This is a genomic window from Moraxella sp. CTOTU48717 (assembly GCF_032057165.1).
In the GTDB taxonomy this organism is placed as follows: Bacteria; Pseudomonadota; Gammaproteobacteria; order Pseudomonadales; family Moraxellaceae; genus Faucicola; species Faucicola tetraodonis.
In genome coordinates, this window is sequence record NZ_DAMBBC010000002.1 from 48,695 (window position 1) to 69,712 (window position 21,018).

The 21,018-nt window shown below is 43.2% G+C and carries 21 protein-coding genes; 7 read left to right on the plus strand and 14 right to left on the minus strand.

Translation table 11 applies throughout. The features are described 5' to 3' along the window. Window positions 1–112: 112 nt before the first annotated feature. The 3 genes from secF (at window position 113) to RT084_RS01820 (ending at window position 2,489) form a co-directional block, all read left to right on the plus strand. Window positions 113–1,261, plus strand: a complete 1,149-nt coding sequence (gene secF, locus RT084_RS01810) for a protein translocase subunit SecF (RefSeq protein ID WP_312383649.1) — start codon at window positions 113–115, stop codon at window positions 1,259–1,261. Between the two features lie 69 nt (window positions 1,262–1,330). Beyond that, on the plus strand, window positions 1,331–2,038 hold the full coding sequence (locus tag RT084_RS01815; protein ID WP_062330425.1) for an AzlC family ABC transporter permease: 708 nt from the start codon (window positions 1,331–1,333) through the stop codon (window positions 2,036–2,038). Window positions 2,039–2,099: 61 nt separating this feature from the next. Continuing rightward, on the plus strand, window positions 2,100–2,489 hold the full coding sequence (locus tag RT084_RS01820) for an AzlD domain-containing protein (protein WP_312383544.1): 390 nt from the start codon (window positions 2,100–2,102) through the stop codon (window positions 2,487–2,489). 38 nt (window positions 2,490–2,527) lie between these two features. On the opposite strand, the gene purF is transcribed toward RT084_RS01820, so the two are convergent. The 9 genes from purF to tolQ form a co-directional block, all read right to left on the minus strand. After that, window positions 2,528–4,063, minus strand: coding sequence for an amidophosphoribosyltransferase (gene purF / locus RT084_RS01825; RefSeq protein WP_312383543.1), 1,536 nt, complete (start codon window positions 4,061–4,063; stop codon window positions 2,528–2,530). 111 nt (window positions 4,064–4,174) lie between these two features. Then, window positions 4,175–4,690, minus strand: a complete 516-nt coding sequence (locus RT084_RS01830) for a CvpA family protein (RefSeq protein ID WP_312383542.1) — start codon at window positions 4,688–4,690, stop codon at window positions 4,175–4,177. A 24-nt stretch (window positions 4,691–4,714) separates the two neighbouring features. Further along, on the minus strand, window positions 4,715–5,758 hold the full coding sequence (locus RT084_RS01835; RefSeq protein ID WP_065252633.1) for a quinone-dependent dihydroorotate dehydrogenase: 1,044 nt from the start codon (window positions 5,756–5,758) through the stop codon (window positions 4,715–4,717). Window positions 5,759–6,025: 267 nt separating this feature from the next. After that, a complete protein-coding gene (locus tag RT084_RS01840) occupies window positions 6,026–6,538 on the minus strand; it encodes a DUF4870 family protein (RefSeq protein ID WP_083106207.1) in 513 nt (170 codons plus the stop codon). 74 nt (window positions 6,539–6,612) lie between these two features. Next, on the minus strand, window positions 6,613–7,626 hold the full coding sequence (locus RT084_RS01845) for a hypothetical protein (RefSeq protein WP_312383534.1): 1,014 nt from the start codon (window positions 7,624–7,626) through the stop codon (window positions 6,613–6,615). 61 nt (window positions 7,627–7,687) lie between these two features. After that, window positions 7,688–8,998, minus strand: a complete 1,311-nt coding sequence (locus RT084_RS01850) for a TolB periplasmic receptor (protein ID WP_312383532.1) — start codon at window positions 8,996–8,998, stop codon at window positions 7,688–7,690. Window positions 8,999–9,124: 126 nt separating this feature from the next. Then, window positions 9,125–10,090 carry a cell envelope integrity protein TolA gene (gene tolA, locus RT084_RS01855; RefSeq protein WP_095355469.1) on the minus strand — a complete coding sequence of 322 codons (966 nt, stop codon included), beginning with the start codon at window positions 10,088–10,090 and terminating at the stop codon, window positions 9,125–9,127. A 116-nt stretch (window positions 10,091–10,206) separates the two neighbouring features. Beyond that, window positions 10,207–10,674: a protein TolR gene (tolR, locus tag RT084_RS01860; protein ID WP_007116707.1), complete on the minus strand. Its 468-nt coding sequence runs from the start codon at window positions 10,672–10,674 to the stop codon at window positions 10,207–10,209. 56 nt (window positions 10,675–10,730) lie between these two features. After that, window positions 10,731–11,459, minus strand: a complete 729-nt coding sequence (tolQ, locus tag RT084_RS01865) for a protein TolQ (RefSeq protein WP_095355470.1) — start codon at window positions 11,457–11,459, stop codon at window positions 10,731–10,733. 556 nt (window positions 11,460–12,015) lie between these two features. Here tolQ and RT084_RS01870 point away from each other — a divergent pair. The 3 genes from RT084_RS01870 to RT084_RS01880 all read left to right on the plus strand — a co-directional run bounded on the left by RT084_RS01870 (window position 12,016) and on the right by RT084_RS01880 (window position 14,551). After that, window positions 12,016–12,594 carry a TerD family protein gene (locus tag RT084_RS01870; RefSeq protein WP_065252628.1) on the plus strand — a complete coding sequence of 193 codons (579 nt, stop codon included), beginning with the start codon at window positions 12,016–12,018 and terminating at the stop codon, window positions 12,592–12,594. 67 nt (window positions 12,595–12,661) lie between these two features. Further along, the gene (locus RT084_RS01875) at window positions 12,662–13,264 is read left to right on the plus strand and encodes a TerD family protein (protein WP_282849443.1); all 603 of its coding nucleotides are present in this window, start codon (window positions 12,662–12,664) and stop codon (window positions 13,262–13,264) included. A gap of 96 nt (window positions 13,265–13,360) precedes the next feature. Next, entirely contained in the window at window positions 13,361–14,551 is a 1,191-nt protein-coding gene (locus RT084_RS01880) for a S1 family peptidase (RefSeq protein ID WP_313097432.1), read from the plus strand. 153 nt (window positions 14,552–14,704) lie between these two features. Here RT084_RS01880 and RT084_RS01885 read toward each other — a convergent pair whose 3' ends face one another. From RT084_RS01885 to RT084_RS01895, 3 genes are all read right to left on the minus strand, one after another. Then, window positions 14,705–15,439, minus strand: a complete 735-nt coding sequence (locus tag RT084_RS01885; RefSeq protein WP_312383525.1) for a hypothetical protein — start codon at window positions 15,437–15,439, stop codon at window positions 14,705–14,707. 172 nt (window positions 15,440–15,611) lie between these two features. Then, window positions 15,612–15,983, minus strand: coding sequence for a hypothetical protein (locus RT084_RS01890; protein ID WP_312383523.1), 372 nt, complete (start codon window positions 15,981–15,983; stop codon window positions 15,612–15,614). Window positions 15,984–16,270: 287 nt separating this feature from the next. Further along, window positions 16,271–17,404, minus strand: coding sequence for a DUF805 domain-containing protein (locus tag RT084_RS01895; protein ID WP_312383520.1), 1,134 nt, complete (start codon window positions 17,402–17,404; stop codon window positions 16,271–16,273). A 242-nt stretch (window positions 17,405–17,646) separates the two neighbouring features. On the opposite strand from RT084_RS01895, the gene RT084_RS01900 reads away from it, so the two are divergent. After that, window positions 17,647–18,600 (plus strand): LysR family transcriptional regulator, encoded by a 954-nt coding sequence (locus tag RT084_RS01900; protein ID WP_312383518.1) that lies wholly within the window; start codon window positions 17,647–17,649, stop codon window positions 18,598–18,600. A gap of 46 nt (window positions 18,601–18,646) precedes the next feature. On the opposite strand, the gene lipB is transcribed toward RT084_RS01900, so the two are convergent. Continuing rightward, window positions 18,647–19,327 (minus strand): lipoyl(octanoyl) transferase LipB, encoded by a 681-nt coding sequence (gene lipB / locus RT084_RS01905; protein WP_284033992.1) that lies wholly within the window; start codon window positions 19,325–19,327, stop codon window positions 18,647–18,649. 44 nt (window positions 19,328–19,371) lie between these two features. After that, window positions 19,372–20,715, minus strand: coding sequence for a calcium-binding protein (locus RT084_RS01910; protein WP_312383515.1), 1,344 nt, complete (start codon window positions 20,713–20,715; stop codon window positions 19,372–19,374). Window positions 20,716–21,018: the final 303 nt, after the last annotated feature.

Below are 21,018 nucleotides of genomic sequence, written 5' to 3' on the forward strand. Positions count from 1 at the left end.
CGAATAAATAATGAATGATGACAAGTTAGAGGATCTAGACGGTTTAGACGGCTCAGAACCCATCAACCCCGAGCAAAAACTCTCAGAGCTCGGCGTACGTCGTAGTGATGAAATGGCATCAAATAAACAGCACCGCAAAACGCCGCGCCGTAATGGTAAAGGGGTGAATAAAAATTTAGTCAAGCAGCCTGCTCAACCTACCGACACTGCAACCCAAACCGCTGGGTTGGCGGTGGCTAACGCTACCAGCGCTGAATTTTCGGCAGAGGATTTTGGCGGTGAAAAATTCTTTGCCGGTCGGCGTATTATTGATTTTTTAAAGGTATCTAAACCTTTTGCCATATTATCCGCCATCTTAACGATTCTGGGTTTGGTCGCTATTTTAACCAAAGGTTTAAATCTAGGCTTGGATTTTACTGGCGGTGTGTCAGCCACGGTTGTTTATGAGCAACCGGTGCAACAAGCCCAAGTTCAGTCAGCCTTATCAAGCCATAAAATCAATGACAGTGTGGTGCAATATTTGGGCAGTAACAAAGAAATTTTGGTACGCCTGCCACCGCAAAAACAAATCGAAGGGTTATCAAACTCGCTCGATACTGCGTTAGATTTACCCAACAACAATGCCACCATCAAGAATATTGACGTGGTTGGCAGTCAAGTAGGTAATGAGATTTATGTCAGCTCCTTGGGGGCAACGGCACTGGCATTACTGTGTATGTTTATTTATGTGATGGTGCGCTTCCAAGCCAAATTAGCCTTAGGCGCGGTGTTGGCGTTATTTCACGATAGTATTATCACCGTGGGTATTTTCGCACTTTTCGGATGGCCGTTTGATTTGACCGTGCTTGCCGCGGTGTTATCACTGATTGGTTATTCGATTAACGATACCATCGTGGTCTTTGACCGTATCCGTGAGAATTTTCGCCGTGTCCGTGGTGCGAGCCCAACGCAAATTGTCAATCTATCGCTCACTGAAACGCTACGTCGTACTATTATGACCATTTCAACGGTGTTGCTAGTGGTGGTCGCGATGCTGCTGCTTGGCGGCGAAAGCTTACATTGGTTCTCAGTAGCATTGCTCATTGGCTTGATTTTAGGTACTTTCTCATCGGTGTATATCGCCAGTGCGATTCCACTGTGGCTAGGTATGTCGCGCAAAGACTTTATTGTCGAAGTCAAACCAGAATTTGTTGAGGACGAAGTGGTTTTTGAAGACCGCAATGCGCCTATCTATGACAACAAAGTAGTAGATAATCAATAAATGATTTGAGCGGTAAAATACCCTACTTGCTAGGGTATTTTTATGGCTAGAATCTAAACAAGAATAGCAATGATGACAAATGAATTAATGAAAAATGGGTTATGGCAACAGGCGTTTAAAGTAAGTTTTCCTGTGGCAATGGGTTATATCCCTGCGGGGATTGCCTTTGGCGTGTTGTTTGTGGCAGCAAAACTTCCTATATGGGCGGCGATTTTATCTAGTGTGGTGTTATATGCGGGTGCGGCGCAATATGCTTCTATTACGCTGTTAGCGGGTGGGGTTGGAATCTCAACCATCGCCAGCAATACTTTAGCGATAAATTTGCGCCATGCTTTCTATGCCATTCCTTTATTAAAACAATTACCAACCAATCCTATCAGTCGATTTTATTGCTTGTTTGCGTTAACCGATGAAACTTTTTCCGTGTTAACCACCCTTCATGAAAATGAACGCCAAAGACTCATACTACCTGTGAGTTTGCTCAATCAGTGTTATTGGGTTATCGGTACTATATTGGGCATTTTGCTGGGTGAAGGGCTCAATGATTGGGTGCCCCATTTGGATTTTGCGTTAGTGTGCTTATTTGCTATTTTAGCCTACGAGCAGTTTAAAGCAGTCAAGGCTTACTATCCCATCTTCATCGCCATCATTGCGTTCACAGCGGCGTTTTATTTTATATCCGATTGGCTTTTACTATCAGCGATTTGCGTGAGTTTGGGACTCATTATCATCCACTTTTTTATGAGCAATAAATCTGCTCATGAGCAAGCTCTCTGACAGTTCAAACTATCTGACAGCTCAACCGCCAAAAAATTTATCCATTAATCGTTAGAATATTATGAACACACCACCTGATAACTTTTATTTAGTCGCCGCTACTTTTGCCATGGCGTTGGTGACTTTTCTCACCCGCTTGACCCCGATAATTTTGCCAAAGCGTTTATTGGATGCCCCCTTGTTGCTCGCGGTGAATAAAGCATTGCCATTATCCGTGATGACGCTGTTGATTTTAACTTCCTTGCATTGGCAGCAGCCCAAGCCTATGCCCAACGCTATGAGTATGAGTCTGGGCTTATCGCCATTACTTGTGGCAGAGATATTGGCGCTTTTAGTGGTGTTGCTCAGCTATCATTGGAAAAAGCAATTACTGCTAAGTATGCTGGTGGGTATTGCTAGCCTTAATGGGTTTTTATGGGGATTGAATCTGATAGGTTTTCAATCCCCATAAAAAAAAGCCCTACTTGGGCTTTTTTTATGAAGGATAACTTATACCTCGGTTTGCACCCCGACGATATCCACAGGCGTATCAGCCACGTCTTGTATACCAGATTTTTTCTGTTTGGCTTTATCACTGCGTTTACGCTGCAATTCATCCAAATAATCTTCATCAATACCACCGGCGATGTATTTGCCATCAAATACCGAACAATCAAATTTTTTGGCATCGCTGTGTTTGTCTTGTACCGCTTCAATCAAGTCATCCAAATCTTGGAATATCAAACGATCCGCGCCGATGATTTTACACACTTCTTCCACACTATGACCTGAGGCAATCAGCTCATTGCGCGCTGGCATGTCAATACCATACACATTGGGATATTTGACCGGTGGCGCGGCACTGGCAAAATACACATTATTGGCGCCTGCATCACGTGCCATTTGGATAATCTCGTGACAAGTCGTGCCACGTACAATTGAATCATCGACCAACAATACGTTTTTATTTCTAAATTCAAAAGGCACCGCGCTTAATTTTTGACGTACCGATTTTTTGCGCTGCTGTTGACCTGGCATAATAAAGGTGCGACCGATATAACGGTTTTTCATAAAGCCTTCACGGTATTTTACGCCTAGATGTTGGGCAAGCTCCATCGCAGAAGTACGTGAGGTATCGGGAATAGGAATAACCACATCAATACCGTGATCTTCACCCCATTCTTTGATGATTTTCTGCGCTAACGACTCGCCCATACGCATACGGGCTTTATAAACAGAAATATTATCAATAATCGAATCTGGGCGGGCAAAATAGACATATTCAAAAATACAAGGTCTAAACTCTTTGGCTTCGACACATTGGCGACTAAAGAAGTTATTGTTTTCATCAATAAAAATCGCTTCACCGGGCTTCACATCTCGAACGATATCAAAACCCAATGCAGTTAACGCAACTGACTCAGATGCCACCACATATTCAAAACCGCCATTTTCCGCTAATCGTTGACCAAAAATCAGCGGACGAATGCCATTGGGGTCACGAAATGCCAAAATACCATAGCCCGTAATCATAGCGACTACCGCATACGCGCCTTCGATACGTTTGTAGACGGATGTCATCGCTTCAAAAATATCATCGGGGCTTGGATGCTGGATACCGAGTTTTTGCATCTCATGCGCTAGCACATTGAGCAAGACTTCTGAATCAGAATCGGTATTAATATGGCGCATATCTTCCATAAACAGTTCTTTGGCAATCTCTTCTGCGTTGGTCAAATTACCATTATGCGCCAAGGTAATACCATACGGCGAATTGACATAAAAAGGCTGAGCTTCCGCACTACTAGACGTACCAGCCGTTGGGTAGCGTACATGCCCGATGCCTTGATGACCGACAAGACGCATCATATGACGGGTCATAAACACATCGCGCACCATGCCATTTTCTTTACGCAAAAACAGACGGCCATCTTGACATGTCACAATACCCGCAGCATCTTGCCCACGATGCTGCAGCATAGTCAGCGCATCGTATAGCATTTGATTAACCGGACTGTGAGCGGCTATACCGACAACTCCACACATATTTTACCCCTTTGATTTTTCACGGATGGCTATGAGACCTGATGAAAATTGAATGAAACTACCTTATTTGGCGGCTTAGAAGATGTTAGCCGTCAGTTAAACTTACCAATGCTATTGGCCCATTTGCCCTATTCCTTCGAAAGCGGTTTTCCCCAGATTGGCAGCAAGCTGTTGGGTGATTTGGGTCGCAAAAGGTGCTAGTGGCAGTAGCGCCTTGGCAAACTTAGACTGCTGCCAAAAGTCACGTTGACTGACAAAAGGCGCCAATAAACTCACCAGCATCAACACAATGACCAAATTTTTGACCAAGCCAAACCCTGCGCCTGCCAATTTATCTAGGATGCTCAGCCGAAGCCCCTGCAAGGTTTTACTCATCACCCATAATACAATTTGCAGTCCCACGATGACAAATAAGCCAATTGCCAAGAATGCCGCAATGATACTAAGGCCGGTTGAGCCCGTCAGCGACACAAAAAACGGGGCTAAAGGTTTTGCCAAATAACTGGCGAGCAGCAGCGCCAATAGCCAACCAAACATGCCCACCAGTGAGCGCATCAAGCCATTATTAAACCCCTGCCACAACCCAATAAACAATACAAACAACACTACCATATCTAACAAAGTCATCGGGTCAAGCTCGTATCATGGGATTTACAAATTAGAGGGTGAATGTTGGCTTAGACGATAACCGTCAATGGCTTCAACACAGGTTTGGATGAGCTCTGGCCCTTCATAAATCAAACCACTATAGAGTTGAATCAAATCCGCACCTGCTTCAATCTTTTTAACCGCACGTTGACCATTGTCAATGCCGCCTACGCCAATAAGTGCAACTGAGCTCGGTAAGCGTTCGGCAAACTGCTCAAGAACTTGGGTACTACGGTGACTGAGTGGTCGACCTGATAGCCCGCCTGCTTCTTGACTGGTTTTGTAGTCTTCTACCCCATTGCGGCTTAAGGTGGTATTGGTGGTAATCAGCCCATCAATATCAAAACGCACCAATTCTTTGGCAATATAATCAATTTGATCTTCTTCCAAATCTGGGGCAACTTTCAGTACCAATGGCACATAATACTGATGTTGGCTAGCGAGTTGGCTGTGACGTGATTTGATACCATCAAGCAGCGCCGTGAGCGCATCACCACTTTGCAAGTCACGCAGGTTTTTGGTATTGGGAGAGGAGATATTCACCGTAATATAAGACGCGTAAGGATACACTCGCTCTAGACAATAAATATAGTCATCAAGGGCATTTTCAACAGGCGTGCTGGCATTTTTGCCAATATTAATACCCAAAATGCCTTGATATTTTGCACGCTTGACTTGCTCAATGAGATAATCGACGCCTTTATTGTTAAATCCCATGCGATTGATAATGGCATGGGCTTCTTTGATACGAAATAGACGGGGTTTGTCATTGCCAGGCTGTGGTTTTGGGGTAATCGTACCAATTTCGATGTAGCCAAAACCCAATGCTGCTAACGCATCGATATATTCGCCGTTTTTATCAAGCCCTGCTGCCAAACCAACCGGATTGGTAAAGGTTAACCCCATACATTCAGTTGTTAGTTCTTGTTTACCGTACAAAAACCCGAGCATCCCAAATTTTTGCGATTTTTCGAGTAACGATAACGTGATTTCGTGGGCTTTTTCAGGATCGGTGTTAAATAAGAACGGACGAAGAAAGGCATACATAGTTGAATAAGCACTCACATTGCATGGGTGAATCTAATTGACTCTGCCCTTTATACAAGCAGAACTAACCTATTTAGCTTGAGAGATAGCACCCGTTGACGCGCTGTCTAGACTATCTCGTCAAAATCAGAAAAGCTATTATATCAGTGTTGACGCTAAATAAACACCTGCAATTTTCTTTGCCTTCACTGCTACATTAACTACTATATGAGCTTAACTCGGCTTATAGATTACAGATTTTAGCTTTTAACGTCCTATAATCAAAGACTAAGGCACGGCTCGACCATTTGACAACGCAATCCAACCACGAATAATGCGATACAGATGCCATAAGACTGTGGCGACGATTATCAAGCCGCCTAAAGCACCGACAATAAAGCTGCCACCCATCGCATGATTGCTATCAACGGCAGCGCCAAAAAATAGCCCACCCGTTGCAAAAATCACCATGACAAAACCAATCACCCAAAAAAATATACTGTACCAAAATGTTTTGATTTGCCAATCAAAGTGACTATAAAGCCACGTGTTCCTAGCCTCATCGCGCTTTAAATAATTCATCACAATCGGAATAATCCAAGTCAGTCCCGCGGTAAAATAACTAAACAGCGCCAACGCATAAGTAATGTGGTTATAACTGATTTGGCTTTGGGTCACCGGTAAGTGTTGACTGAGCTGCGTGTATTGCGGTAACGCTGATGGATAACCATTCGCCCCACTACCAAATTGTGGGTTGGCTGGGTCAGGTGTGTGAGCATCTGTTGGTTTTTCTAGGTTCATTATAATTTTCCATCAATGATTATTACTTTTTTTATCGGGTCGTAGTATAGAATTTCAATTGATTGTTATGGACTTTAGGGTATTACCCAAATCGGTTCTCGAATGGTAAATGGTTGGTGGTTGCTATCGGCAAACTCGACCGTCCAGCTAACAGGGGACTGCTGTGATGCCAATGGTTTAAAGGTTGGTACTGGGATGATTTTTATGCGGTTTTTTGCCGAATACAGCAAATAGTTGCCATCGGGCGAAAAGTTGGCAGGTTCAGCCAATCCTTCATCATTGATAGCGATATTTTTTTTAGTTGCCATATCTGCGAGCCTGCCTTGGCTATTATCGCTGACGTAAGTGATCAAACGCCCCGAGGGACTAACCCGAGCGATGGCATTGGTTTTACCGGGCAAGTTTAAAGGCAAAAATTGTTGTTTTGCAAAATGGTATTGATAAAGTTGCGGTTGTAAAAATTTGGCTTTATCTGACGTAAATATAAAGGATTGACCATCTGGCAGCCACACAGGGGCTAAATCAATCGCTGGTTGATGGGTCAGTTGTTGTTTTATATTGCCGCTGCTATCGGTCAAAAAAATCTCTGGATTGCCCATTTGGCTATTTGCTAGTAACAATTGGCGTCCATCGGGGGAGATTGCGCCACTAAAATTATGGGTGCGTTTGGCAGAAACCGCAGACACCCCAGAAATCTCAGTAACTTGCAAAGTCGCTCTATCAAGGATAACGACTTTAGGATAACTTTTGCCTGCTTGAACCGTAAAAATCAGGCGATCGCCTAAGCGACTGGCAGATAAGCTCATTATCGTACCATTGACCTTATACAAAGTCTTTGGGTCGCTGCCATCGATTTGGGTTTCAATCAGCTGCCCTTGGCGATTTTCCCCAAATCCAGTTAAATAAATAAAAATTAACTTGCCTGACAGCTGTCTAGCATCCATATGCGGCAAATTGGTTGGCGCAGTCGCTATGACTTTGGGCAATGAGGTCGAACTTTGCAAGGAGGTGTTAGATAAGGTTGTTGATGGCGAGCGCATGGTCTGACAGCCTGTCATCGCCAAGCTAATTGCCATGACAATTGCCATAACAGCGGCGCACCATAAACGGAGTAAGAGATAAACATGCTTCATGTTATTTGTGGCTTGGTTAAGGTAAAACATTATTGGCGTCTGGATTGAGCCAAAGTGGTCCATAAATCAAGCCATTGGGTACGCCATTTTGGGATGGGCTAATACTGATGGATTTGCCATTTGATACAATGGTAATGACATTTTTATTGGAATAAATATAGTGTTGTCCATTGGGTGAGACACCTGGGGCTTCACTTAACCCAACGTTATTTACAGCGGTTACCGAGCGCGAACCCAGATCCATCACCACGCCTTGATTGGCACCCGACAAATAGGACATTTTTTTACCATCATTGCTGATGCGCCCCATACTGCTTAGTCCGCCGCCCGTCAAACGCTGTTCACTACCGGTTGATAGATTATATAGATAAATTTGACCTTTATTACCGCCTTTTTTACCACCGGCTCTGTCTGAAGTATAGACAAATGATTGCCCATCAGGCGCCCAACTAGGATAAATAGCCCCCACAGGGTCATTGGTCAATCGACGAGAATTGCCACCTTGCGCCAAATAAATCTGCGGTATGCCGTTTTCAAAACTGCTACTAAATATCACGCGACCATCTTTACTCACGGATGCGCCATAATTCATGGCTTTAAAATTCGTCAAATTGCTGACTGCTCCGCTGACAATATTGGCAGACATGACCTGCGGATAGCCTAGCGTGTCGGGCTGAACTTGAAAAGTAAAGGTTTGATTGTCAGCAGAGGTATTTAGGGTTTTAATGGTACCGTTAAACTCATAAATCACTTTTGGGTTAAACCCATCCACGTCAGAAATGACCAAACGTGAGACACGGTTTTTGGGCTTGCCTGTTTCAACCACATACGCAATGCGCCCAGAAAAATCGCCTTTGATGCCTGTCAATATCTCATAGATACGGTCAGCAACCTTATGCCCTGCCATACGCAAACTTTGTGAGTTATTTTTGCTGGTAACGGTTTGCAGACCCTGCATCACCTCACCTGTCGCCACATTTATGACTTCAAAGTTAATCTCAATATTGCCACGATTGCTGCGCGTATTGCCAACCACCAAATAAGGCACGGCGTTATGCTGCCAGACAGGCAAAGTGACTTCACTACTGCTATGAGGCCGCTCTGGTAAATTACTATCTAAAGTAAATTGCCCCAAATTGGTCAAATCATTGGTGATGATGCCCGAGATACTCTCTGCCCCTGCAAACGGCACAATGGCGACTTGCAAGTTAGAGCGTGGTGCCTGCTTGACTAGGGTAAAATCAACGTTATCAGCAGCGTTTGCTAGAGGTGGCATCGCAGTGGTAGACAAGGCAACGACTGCCGCTTTCAAAAGAGTATGGTTCATAATTAGCCTGCAATATTTATAATTATTAAAAAAGTGGTTTTAAAATAATAGCATTGTTTTAATCGCCAAAAAAGATTGGGCAAGGCTAGGCGCTACAACACTGTTTAGCTTTACTATTTGACTTTACTATTTGGCTTTAAAATTGCCCGTCATGGTTCTTGCCCCATTTGGCGGGGGCGGCAGCGGACTTGATTGGTTGATTGCTTGTTGTAAGCTTGCTTTAAAAGCGGCATCACTACTGCCGCGAATAGTGATATTACTAATTGTCCCATCCGCAGCAATGCTAAATGACGCCGTTAATGAATTGCCATTACTATTGGTTGGTACATTCCAGTTTGCATCAATCATCGCCATGACTTGGCTGACATAGCCTGCCGAACTCCCTCCCGATGCACCACCACGTCTGCTAGAACCTTGACCGCTAGATGATTGCGATTGCGCTGCACCTGTAGATTGACCATCTTTACCCAAATCCAGTGATTTTATATTATTGTCACTTTGCCGCTCGCTATTGGCATTGAGATTTTTATTGTAGGCGGCATTGTTCGCGCGTATTTCGTTTTTTACCTCATCAATATTGCTTTCGGCAATTTTATAATCTTGCAGATTTCGCTGCTGGGTTTCATTGCGCTGGTTTAATTCATCAATCACGCTTTGTCTTTCAGCTGCTACTTCCCGGTCTAGCTTTTCAGCAAACAGCGCCTGCTCTTTTTCCCATTGCGCCTGCTTGGCGGCTAACGTATTTTTAACCGTTTCAATTTGATTGGTTGATGTCGAATGGGGCGTGTTCATTGGCACAGTTGATAGGGTTTGGGAATTTAAGGACGGTGTGGGCGCACCAGCCATCTCGCCAGCCGTGGCTTGGTTTTGCGCAAGCTCATTTTGTTGGTTGGCTTTGATTTGCCCTTCCATTACCGACAACTGCTCAGGGGTAATCAACGAGGTTTCCATGGGCGCTGGCGGGGTGTTATGATAAAAGAAAAACAATAACCCAACCACCAATGCATGAGCAATGGCACTGAGCACAATCGCCCATACCGGGTAATCGGGTGTTTTGACGGGTACATAGACTGAGGTCACTTCAGCATACATCGTCTCAGTATTTCCTTATTCTACCAAAAATATTCAATCAAAAATTAAAAGGTCATCGTATTAGAAGGCTGCTTGATTAAAAAGCTACTTCATTAAAAAGCCATTTGATTAAAAGGCTATTTGCTGGCTGGTTTTGGCGGTGCCGTTAACAAGCCAACCTTTTGGATGCCCGCTTGCTGCAAGTTTGCCATCAATTGGATAATATCCCCATATTGGTTATTTTGATCGGCATTAATCATCACATTGACATTGGGTTTACCATCGAACTGGTATTGAGGCTGAGATTGTAAATTATTCAAAGTGGCGATTAGTGCTTCTTCGCTCATTGGCTCATCGGTTTTGTCTTGGGTACTTAAATATAGCTGTCCATCAGATTTTAGTGACACAATCACCGGTAACTGCGTGCCTTGCTGTAGTGATTTGGTTTGCGCTTTTGGCAAATCAATATCTACTCCCGTCGTTAGCATGGGCGCGGTCACCATAAATATGACGAGCAGCACCAACATTACGTCAATATAAGGCACCACATTCATACCTGCATTGAGTTTTTGAGGACGGTTACGGCTGTAAGGGTTTGCTTTCATAGTGTCAAGTTGTTCAATAAAATTTATCTAACATTCATTTAGCATTTAGCGTTTATCTAGCGAGCGAGCGGTGGCATCATGGCAGGTGAATTCAGCCCTGTCGGTAAGTTGGTAGTCGTATCCACAGTTTGTCGCAACAACATGCCTGTCATCTCATCACAGAACAGGCTACGACTTTGATAAACTTTATCGTTTTTTGCGGTAAAGTGGTTGAAAGCCAGTGCCGCTGGAATCGCAGCAAACAACCCGAGCGCCGTGGCAATCAAGGCTTCGGCAATACCAGGGGCAACCGCAGCCAGTGTGGCTTGCGCAGAAGTCGATAAACCCATAAAAGCCGTCATAATCCCCCAGACCGTACCAAGCAGACCGATATAAGGCGAGACCGAGGCAATACTGGCTAGCAACGGCAATCCTTGCTCAAGCTCGAGTTGCTGACGCCCCAAGCCAACGCGAAGTTTGCGCTCGACGCCTTCAATGACGTCGCTACGGGCTTGGGTGTTTTTGAGCAGTTTTAAAAACTCACTAAAGCCAATAAAAAAGATTTGCTCAAGTCCACTTCTATCAGGATTACCTTGAACGCCTTTGTATAGGGTTGGCAATTCAACCCCTGACCAAAAGGTTTTCTCAAAATAATTATCGGCGCGCGTGGCAATTGCCAAGCGACTACTTAAACGAAAAATAGTGACCCAACACAATAAAGAAGCAAATAATAAAATACCCATGATAATTTTGACGAAAATACTGGCGTGCGTTACCAAACTAACGAGATCAATCGAGCCTTCCATAAAGTTATGCTTCCCCAACCATCTAAATCACTAAATATAAAATACTAAATATAAGTCACTAAATATAAATTACTAAATATTTTGATGCCAGCTTGTTAACAGCCTGCTAGCCATACCCGATGAAAACCAAAAACTAGTGCAATTATAAGGTCGAGCACTAGAATTTACATAAGCATATTGTAACCAATAACATCTGCTAATCGTATAAAAACTTTTGGTAGATTTTATCAAGCAGCTTGACGGTCAAAGTATTAGAAATTCCCGCAGGTGACAAGGCTGCCATCAGTTGATTTTGGCGCGGGCTTCAGCCTTATAGGTGTCGCTGTGTTCTACTCTTTTCTTACTCATGGTAAACTCTGGTTTAGGATGCAAGTTTAGCAAATATTTTTCTTCCGTTTTTTTAAGCATACCTCAAAAATTTTAAAATATTTTTTGTATAAAGCATTAAGCTAAAGAATAGAGCTTTGACTTTATACAGATAATTGTTTAATTTAAGGGAGGAAAACACCCTCAGAAAAATTTTAGCTAATTCAATATTATAATATAGGAGATACAAATGGCTATTTCACTTAATAAAGGCGGTAACTTATCCCTGTCAAAAACAGATCCAAGCTTAACACGGTTATTAATTGGTCTAGGTTGGGATGAGCGTGCCACATCAGGGGCAGAATTTGACTTAGATGCCAGCGTATTTTTGCTTAATAATACAGGCAAAGTACGCGGCGACCATGACTTTATTTTTTATAACCAACTAAAATCTGACAACGGTGCAGTTGAACACACCGGGGACAACCGCTCAGGGGCAGGTGACGGTGATGACGAAGTAATCAAAGTCAATCTTTCCCAAGTACCCGCCGATATTGAAAAAATTGCTGTCACTGTGACAATCCACGATGCCCAAGCTCGTAATCAAAACTTTGGTCAAGTATCCAATGCCTTTATCCGTGTGGTCAATGAAGAAACAGGGGCAGAGGTAGTACGGTTTGACTTAGCAGAAGACTATTCCATCGAAACTGCGATGGTGTTTGGCGAAGTCTACAAACACAATGGCGAATGGAAATTTCGTGCGGTGGGTCAAGGCTATGCAGGTGGCTTAGCTGCTATGTGCCAACAATATGGCGTAAATATCGGCTAAATCGGATTTCAAGCAGCAATTTACCATTAAAATAATGATAAAAACTGATTAAATAAAGGATATGAAGATGGCGGTTAGTCTACAAAAAGGACAAAAAATTTCACTCGATAAAGAAGCAGGCACGGCACTGACTCATATCAAAATGGGTCTAGGGTGGGATGTTGCATCCACCCCAAAATCCGGTGGCTTTTTGGGCAGTCTATTCGGTGGCGGCGGTAGTAATGATAGTATCGATTTGGATGCATCTTGCATTATGTTTGACGCGAGCAAACAGCCCATCGATGCAATTTGGTTTGGTCAACTGCAGTCAAAGGATGGTAGTATCGTTCATACAGGCGATAACCGCACAGGCGCAGGGGATGGCGATGATGAAGTCATCAATGTCGATTTATCTCGTGTCCCTGCTCATGTACAGTCACTGGTATTTACTGTGAATAGCTTTACGGGTCAAACATTTGAGAAAGTTGCCAATGCGTTTTGTCGTATCGTTAATGCCGGCAATAATAGCGAAGTGGCTCGCTATAACTTATCAGCCCAAGGCAGTCATACCGCGCTGATTTTAGCAAAGATTTATCGCCACAATGGTGAATGGAAAATGCATGCCATTGGTGAAATTGCCAGTGGTCGTACCTTTCATGATTTGATGCCTGCCATTACACCACATGCCTAACGTCTAATTGTAGATAACAATACCCTATTTGACTCTATTTGCAGTCAATAGGGTATTTTTTTATTCGGATAATAAAAAAAATAATAAGGAAACACGATGCCAACTTTGGTACCTGGGGCAAATACGCCTATCCCCCAAACGCCTTGCCAAGTGACAGTAACTAGCCAAAATGCCAGTCGTTTTGGGGTTGAGATGGGCTGCGTTTGGATAGCGATGGATGCAAGTCGCCGAGCAACTACCAGCCCTGCTTATCTGCATGAAAGCAAAGATTGGGCAACGGTAACAGTCGAGAGTGATAAAATCCATGTTTGGATATTAGACTTAGCCCATGTGTTTTCCCAAAATCAAACCCAGTATCTGCAACTGATCGTGTATGCTTACCAAGACGCGAGTGTGATTGCCCCAGCCGTGGAAGTCAATGATCTGGGTATCAAAGTCGGTAGTGATATTGACTATGCGTTTCATACCCCAGAGCGCCATATCAAAGCCAGTATTGTACTGGAGATCTACCAGCGTAATGGGCAATATAAATGCCGAGCACTCGCGGAAACATCTAGTCAAAGTCTAGCCAATTTTGCCGAACGTTTACAAATCAGCCTTGACGCCCGTTACCCTAATAACATGACGACAGGCAACGTTTTGCACGCCCTACCAGACAACAGACGTCCTCGCCCTCAGCCAGGTGACACTTGGACTGGGACAGCTTTTGCGATTGACCCCTATCATTTACTCACTTGTGAGCATGTGGTGGACGGGACAACGCAAATCGCACTGCGTCAACAAGGATATCCCGATATGGAATGCCAAGTGGTTCTGACAGATGAAGGTAGTGATACAGCGTTACTTAAAGTCAATCAGCCTTTACCAAGTTATCTGCCCGTGCGAGAACGTGGCTATGACTTGCTGGGTGAGCAGATTACCACGCTTGGTTTTCCGCTAACAGGTCTTGGTAGCCAATTACAAGTCACCCAAGGCAATATCGCAGGGCTACAAGGCATTGGCAATGATATTCGTTTTATGCAGTTTACTGCGCCAATTCAGCCTGGCTCAAGTGGCAGTCCGCTCCTGCTTCCCACAGGCGAAGTGGTCGGTATGGTTACCCACACCATTGCCAATACCCAAAACATGAATTATGCCGTCAAATATCAATTATTATCCGCGCTTTTGACCAGCTGCGGTCTTAATGTAGGCGAGCTTACCCACAATATTAGCCAAACACCCCTATCCACGCCTCAGATTACCAAACAGAGTAAATCTGCTTTGTGGTTAGTTGGCTGTGGTGCGTGACAGCTTTTTATCAGACTGAACTTATCGAAGTCAGCAGAGAAGATATACAATCAAAAAAGTTAACACTTTAGACTCACAACGATTAAAAAATCACTCAATCAAGCGCTAATACTGCAGCAGATGGCTAAATGCGTCTAGATTTTTGGTGGCTATTCACGGGTCGGCAATAAAATGCTGTGTTTGGGCATAAGATTGCGCTTCTGATTTAATTAGCGCCAACCATTCATTGGCAATGACGGGATGCGACTGAAAATATGCCATCATCCAATTGGCTAACGGCTTAGGCACAGGCACAAATTGGGTGGAAGGCAAAATGGATTGGACGCCATTGCCATTGGTGTCATCGCTGTCATACACAAGCTCAACCTGTGGATTTTTTTGAATAATTTCCACCCCCGTAATCTGCCAATTGGTAAAAGCATTATCAATCGCATAGGGCAACGATTCTGCTTGAGATAATTTTGATTGTAGATAGATGGGCTCAAATGCTTTGCTAGTATTCACCCAATGCAAGCGTAATGCAATGTCAGGGTGTTGATAAAACACCACCAATTTGCCAGCAAACTTTATTTGCCAAGGATTAACAACTTGGTGGAGATGAATGCCAAGCATTTGCGCAAATTGCTCTCGCGTCAGCAATCGATCAAAGCTTGCTAGCAATTGACCATTTAGCGGATGTTGCAGTTTGAGTAGGTCGGATAAATACTCATAATGGTAAATAAACTTCATAGGCCGGTGCTGTGAGATAAGCACGTCCGTCACTTGACACCGATGCACTTTCCACTGCGGCATGGTATCAGTGATAAGCGCAAGCAAATCTATGATTGTGTTATTGTTTGTACTCTTGGCTATAGTTTGTGTATTAACATCCGTTTGAGTGACTGGCAAGGGATTTCCTTTTAAATGATTTGTCTATCTAAATGGTTTGTTTATCTAAATGATTTTTTTCATCATAATAGCTTTATTATAAAACTTTTTTCATTTATTTGAGCCAAAAAAAATCATTACATGGTGAAATGTAATGATTACTCAAAAAAACTGTGGTAGTTAAAAGTTACAGTTAATAATAAGCAGCGTTTAGCAATAAGGCGACCGCTAAAAAGAACCAAATCATAAAGACGGTACTAAGCCATTTACGATGATAGCGCCAAGACTCATCATCGATTTTATTATCGGTTGCCCAATCATCCACTAAATCATCTTTGGCTGATTTTTTTGGTAGCTTTTTTGGTAGCTTTGCAGACTTTTTAACGCTATGTTTAATCCGCAAGTCTTTGGTTAATTGATTGTCCTCATCTTGCATAGTAAAGAAATTAGACGGGCAATCTGCCAAATATGTTTGCTGACTATCGTAGCGCGGTAATAGGGATTTAATAGTTGCCTGACTATAATCACTCTCACCCACGTCACCAAAAACTAATTGAGACGCCAAACTTTGAGATGCTAAGCCACTCCTTATATTGTCATATGTTTTGTTAATCTTCATGTTAAATACCCCTTCTTGATAAGTAACATTATAGGGATATCGCGGCGTTATTTAATCATAGGTTTGATTGTGGTTTTGTTATACTCAGCTAACTTGTATTAGCAAATGTGCAGATTTGAAACCGTTTGTAAACCGCTAATAGTTAAACTTGCGCCCTCTTAATTTATAATTTTTGGCACCCATGATTTGTACTAGGATGGAAAATTTTTATTTAACCTGTAGATTTAAAAAAATTATCTTCTATCGATGAATATTTGTTGTTCAGAGGCTTTGACAAAATCTTCATAAGAAACCACCCCTTGACTATTAGGGGCATTTGTTGTGGAATTACTGCTGCCCGTCTGCGCGCGCTCATCTGAACCTTGATTTAGGTTATTGGGATTTGAGCTATCGGGATTTGAGCTATTAGAATTAGCGGCGTCAGTTGGCGCCTCAGGCATCTGATTAGTCCTACTTGGCGTATTGGCGAGCGTGTCTGACACTTGATTGGTAGTTATAGTGGGATTGACATTCGCTGGCGCGGTGGGTTGTGGGGTGGAAGCCACGCCGTTTCCTAATTGCTCACCGGTAATTATTACCGCTTCTGTTCTTAAATTCTCTGGTTGAGTGGTCGAGGCGGCAACAGCGGAAGCAGTTGCAGGCAATGTCTGCGCCGATTGGCTAGGGTTTGTTGCCGTTAGAATGACATTGTTTTGAGTGTCTCTATTATTTTTCATCGCTTGATAACTGTGATAACTCTGATAACTGGGCACGACAACTTGGGTTAACAAACCGATGAGTGACATAACTAAAAGCGGAATCAATACCATCAGTACCGTTTTTAACTGGGTAGCAGGTCTAGCAGGTAAGCCATAATAATTGGCGCCTGCGGTCCCTTCGACTGCTAGCAAGTAAAGGTAAACTAAGACATTTACCCCAGGCACTAGCATCAATAGCGCAAGCCACCCCGTTATGTTAAGGTCATTAAAGCGCCGTTTGCTAACGGCAAGCTGTAGATAAAACAAAACCGCCACACCCACACTACTTGCACCAAGCAAACTCATCGGCAACTGCTCACTACTGGCATTTACCATGCCTTGAAAGCCACCAATCATCACAAATAGCAAAGCGACCAGCATTAATGCTATCAACGCATTGAAGGTGGAATACGCTAAAAATTGCATACGGCTAACCCGACCGTGCCAATCAAAAAACCGACGATTATTAAAGCCTTCATGCAGCTCGGTTAACGTGACAAAAGACGTACCAACTTCAGCTTCAACTATTTCATCAACTTGCATTTTGTCAACTTGATGCACATTATCGAAGCTGGGTTCAATGGGGGGTAAAGACTGGGCTTTTTTTGGCTTGGGTAGACGGATGGCCATAATGAGCAACTTAATCTATAGGTTTAAACTTTTTTTTAGCTTAAGGTTTTTAGCGCAATATTTTTAACGTAGTATTACCCAAATTTTATAATATATTGGTTAGAATATCTTGAAATGGGCACATAAATTTGACATTTTTTGTAACATTCATTGAATTTTTTGGCGTGATAGCAAACTTAATAAATCAATAAATAGCTTTTAACCCCGATAACACAACGCTGTAATTATCATTGAGTATTGATATGGATATTTCACAACTCACTTATTTTGTGGTAGTGGCAAAAGCAGGTAGTTTTAGCCAAGCTGCCAAAACCTTGGCTATATCACAGCCATCGCTAAGCCGCCATGTCCAGCAACTTGAAAGCGAGCTGGGTGTCGAGCTGCTGGATCGCTATCACCGCCCAATGACTTTAACAGCGGCGGGACATTTTCTTTTAGCACAGATTGAGCCAATATTGTTGCAACTTGAGCAAGCCAGTGAGTTGACTCAGCGCTTTGCCCAGCCGCATCGAAACAATCATTTGACGATTGGATTTGTCGCCTCAGTGCTGTACGGTTTGTTGCCTGAAATTATTTCTACAGTCAAACAGCGACATCCCAATTTGGATATCAAGCTGGTCGAAATCAATTCGGAGCAGCAAATGTCAGCGCTAAAGTCGGGGGACATCGATGTGGGATTTGGAAGATTTCGGCACAGTGACAACTTTGTGCAACAGATATTTTTACGTCATGAACGCTTTGTGGTGGCACTGCCAATGGCGCACCCCTTGGCATCACGCCCGGATGATATCGGCATCGCATTTAAAGAGTTGCTAGAAGATACGCTTATTTTGTATCATCGCACGCCCTTGCCAATCCTGCAAAATCCGCTATTCAATGGCGAAACTGATCAACTCATGTATTTGTTTGCCCGCCACCAATTGTCACCTCATTTGACCACCAAAGTGCGCGATATCCAAATCGCTTTGGGCTTGGTGGCGGCAGGTGAAGGTATCACCTTAGTGCCTGATAGTTTAAAAACCGTCCGTACCGAGCAAATTCATTATCATCGTCTACGTCACGAAGATGCGACGACCCCAATTTTTATGAATGTGTTGGCACACCAATCCAATCCGTATATTGATGATTTACTGCAGGCGACTTACCAAGTGTATGAAGCTAAGGGCATTACCTACTCTAACCAATCGTTGAATTAAACACAGTTATATTAAAGACTCTTATATTTAAGCCTCTAGTAAAATTTTATTTGCTTAGGCTAAATTGACGTTCTTGGTTGACACGGCTGATAAATTGTTGGGTAAATGCTTGATAATCCACGTCCGCAAAATCTGCTAGACGCAACATGGTCATGCCGGCATAGCCACAAGGGTTGATCATTTGAAACGGGGTCAAATCATTTTGTACATTGATGGCGATGCCATGATAACTAAAGCCGTGTTTTATCTTAAATCCCAATGACGCAATTTTACCAAGTTCTAAATCGTCTTGATTATACACATACACCCCTGGCGCATCCGCACGCGCTTTGGCATAAAAATCTGGCGGCAAATAAGGCGTGATGACATCAATGATGATGTTTTCAGCTTTACTGACCAAATCGCGCACGCCCCACCCCAACGCATTTAAATCAAATAAAAAATACACCACCAACTGCCCATGACCGTGCCAAGTGACTTGACCGCCACGATCGGTGTGGATGATGGGGGTATTATCTCTTTGCAAAATATGTTCAGGTTTGCCCGCTTGACCCAGTGTAAACACATTTTCGTGATCCACAATCCATAACTCATCAGCGCTAAGCTGCGCCTGCTCGCTGCTGGTAGATTTTTTTTGCTCAATACGCGATAACACGCGCGCCAGCATTGCCGCATGGGTGGGTTCATATTGAGCGTTTTGCAAATATTTAATTTCTAATGGTAACATCGCATTTCCTTGCAGTAGCTTTTTGCGTTTATGTGACAAACCGCTTATTTGTCGTTTGTAGCAGTAACATTGACTTTGCCCAGCTGTAAAAGAGATTTTTGCAGTATTGACTGATAATCAGTCATATCACGCTGCCCGACTGAGCCAAAATTTGTTAATTGACCGGTTAATTGACTGATTGGCATTAGCGTCGCAGGGTTGGCGTTGCCGGTTTTTGCAAAACCGATGGCTAAACTGGCGTTATCGCCGCCCAAATAAAAATCTTTGATGGTAAGTTGATCGTCAGTCGGCGTATGGGTTTTCTCATTGTTATTGGGCGAACTAGTTGCAAAATCCAGCGTTAAGTCCTGCTTTTCTTGAGTGACCAAGCTCAACTCGTCATAGCCTCTATCCGCAAGATAAAGCGTATCTTTGCCACCGCCTGCATTGATGATGGTATCATGACCAAATCCTTTGGTGAAATAATATAAATCATTGCCTGTGCCACCCACTAGCACATCATCACCGGCATTGCCGATGAGCACATCATCATCAGCACCGCCTAGCAGCCTATCTTGACCGCTATTACCCACTAGCACATCGTCCCCCTGACTACCCCATAATAAATCCCCGAGACCCTGCTGTCCAAGTACAGAACCATCAATATGGTGATTGATGAGGACGTCATTAGCTAAGGTGCCAAAATGCTGGTTAGCTTTATTAGCAAGGGATTTGGCTTCATAACTGTTCCAATCCAGTGGCTTGCCAAATGCTTGCTGATAATCTTGCGATATACGCGAAATAGCAAAACGGTTATTCAAGAACACCAAGGTATTGTATTCATCATACGTATAAAGTGGTGCATGAAACTGCCCACTGGGCAACATGCTTTGATTAAGGACTGCCAATTGGGTTATTTTGTCGTTTTCACTGATAGCTTGGCGCATGATTTCATCAACTTCATTAAACACATCTTTATCTTGCGGTTTTGCCGCGTTATCGAGCCACAAGGGTTTGATAAACCGTTGATACCCCAATTCTTTTGCTACCAAAAACTCATAATAAGTTGCCTCACCCTCCGCTTTGGCGCGTGCCATGCCATAGGCTTGTGGCGTATCAAATTGATACAAATTGTTTTTATCACGATTAATTTGTTGGTATTGACCTGTTGCGTGCCCTAGCTCATGGGCGATGTTCAAAAAATTTTTATAACTTTTAGCAATATGAATGGTATTGCCGTAGGCTTTTGCGCCGACACCGACGGTGGTATCTTGCTCATCAATGAGTAAGTTACCTTGAAATCGATTGAGCAAATTGACCAAGGTAGGCGATTTTTCGATATCTTGGACATTAAACCCCGACTGAACCAAATAGACATTGTTGGGATTGTTCAGATCTAACGCAGGCATAACCTTCCTTTAAGTATGTGGATTTTTAGATAGTTTTTTAACTGCTTTTTTTAAGCGGATCTTCTAACAAGTAACACTTAATGACAGCAAAAAGTGAGTTTTACAGCGGTAATGATTCATGCACAGTTATTGCACAGACCCTATCGTCGGATAAAGGTATAGTAAGCAATATAAATTTTAAAAAACGTCAGCAAGCTTAATCAAATTTTAAGCCGGCTGTTAACGCGCTATTATAGCGCAATTAATGACTTAAAATGCCCCAAAACAGGGGACATTCAACCGCCAGATTAGTCATGCCTATAA

What these genes read in the sequence shown, in the direction of transcription:
- secF (WP_312383649.1), top strand. Translation starts at nt 113, where the DNA reads ATGGCATCAAATAAACAGCACCGCAAAACGCCGCGCCGTAATGGTAAA.
- RT084_RS01880 (WP_313097432.1), top strand. Translation starts at nt 13,361, where the DNA reads ATGCCAACTTTGGTACCTGGGGCAAATACGCCTATCCCCCAAACGCCT.
- RT084_RS01835 (WP_065252633.1), bottom strand. Translation starts at nt 5,758, where the DNA reads ATGTATGCCTTTCTTCGTCCGTTCTTATTTAACACCGATCCTGAAAAA.
- RT084_RS01845 (WP_312383534.1), bottom strand. Translation starts at nt 7,626, where the DNA reads ATGGCAATTGTCATGGCAATTAGCTTGGCGATGACAGGCTGTCAGACC.
- lipB (WP_284033992.1), bottom strand. Translation starts at nt 19,327, where the DNA reads ATGTTACCATTAGAAATTAAATATTTGCAAAACGCTCAATATGAACCC.
- purF (WP_312383543.1), bottom strand. Translation starts at nt 4,063, where the DNA reads ATGTGTGGAGTTGTCGGTATAGCCGCTCACAGTCCGGTTAATCAAATG.
- RT084_RS01910 (WP_312383515.1), bottom strand. Translation starts at nt 20,715, where the DNA reads ATGCCTGCGTTAGATCTGAACAATCCCAACAATGTCTATTTGGTTCAG.
- RT084_RS01895 (WP_312383520.1), bottom strand. Translation starts at nt 17,404, where the DNA reads ATGGCCATCCGTCTACCCAAGCCAAAAAAAGCCCAGTCTTTACCCCCC.
- RT084_RS01870 (WP_065252628.1), top strand. Translation starts at nt 12,016, where the DNA reads ATGGCTATTTCACTTAATAAAGGCGGTAACTTATCCCTGTCAAAAACA.
- RT084_RS01850 (WP_312383532.1), bottom strand. Translation starts at nt 8,998, where the DNA reads ATGAACCATACTCTTTTGAAAGCGGCAGTCGTTGCCTTGTCTACCACT.
- tolA (WP_095355469.1), bottom strand. Translation starts at nt 10,090, where the DNA reads ATGTATGCTGAAGTGACCTCAGTCTATGTACCCGTCAAAACACCCGAT.
- RT084_RS01820 (WP_312383544.1), top strand. Translation starts at nt 2,100, where the DNA reads ATGAACACACCACCTGATAACTTTTATTTAGTCGCCGCTACTTTTGCC.
- RT084_RS01875 (WP_282849443.1), top strand. Translation starts at nt 12,662, where the DNA reads ATGGCGGTTAGTCTACAAAAAGGACAAAAAATTTCACTCGATAAAGAA.
- RT084_RS01840 (WP_083106207.1), bottom strand. Translation starts at nt 6,538, where the DNA reads ATGAACCTAGAAAAACCAACAGATGCTCACACACCTGACCCAGCCAAC.
- tolR (WP_007116707.1), bottom strand. Translation starts at nt 10,674, where the DNA reads ATGAAAGCAAACCCTTACAGCCGTAACCGTCCTCAAAAACTCAATGCA.
- tolQ (WP_095355470.1), bottom strand. Translation starts at nt 11,459, where the DNA reads ATGGAAGGCTCGATTGATCTCGTTAGTTTGGTAACGCACGCCAGTATT.
- RT084_RS01900 (WP_312383518.1), top strand. Translation starts at nt 17,647, where the DNA reads ATGGATATTTCACAACTCACTTATTTTGTGGTAGTGGCAAAAGCAGGT.
- RT084_RS01815 (WP_062330425.1), top strand. Translation starts at nt 1,331, where the DNA reads ATGATGACAAATGAATTAATGAAAAATGGGTTATGGCAACAGGCGTTT.
- RT084_RS01830 (WP_312383542.1), bottom strand. Translation starts at nt 4,690, where the DNA reads ATGACTTTGTTAGATATGGTAGTGTTGTTTGTATTGTTTATTGGGTTG.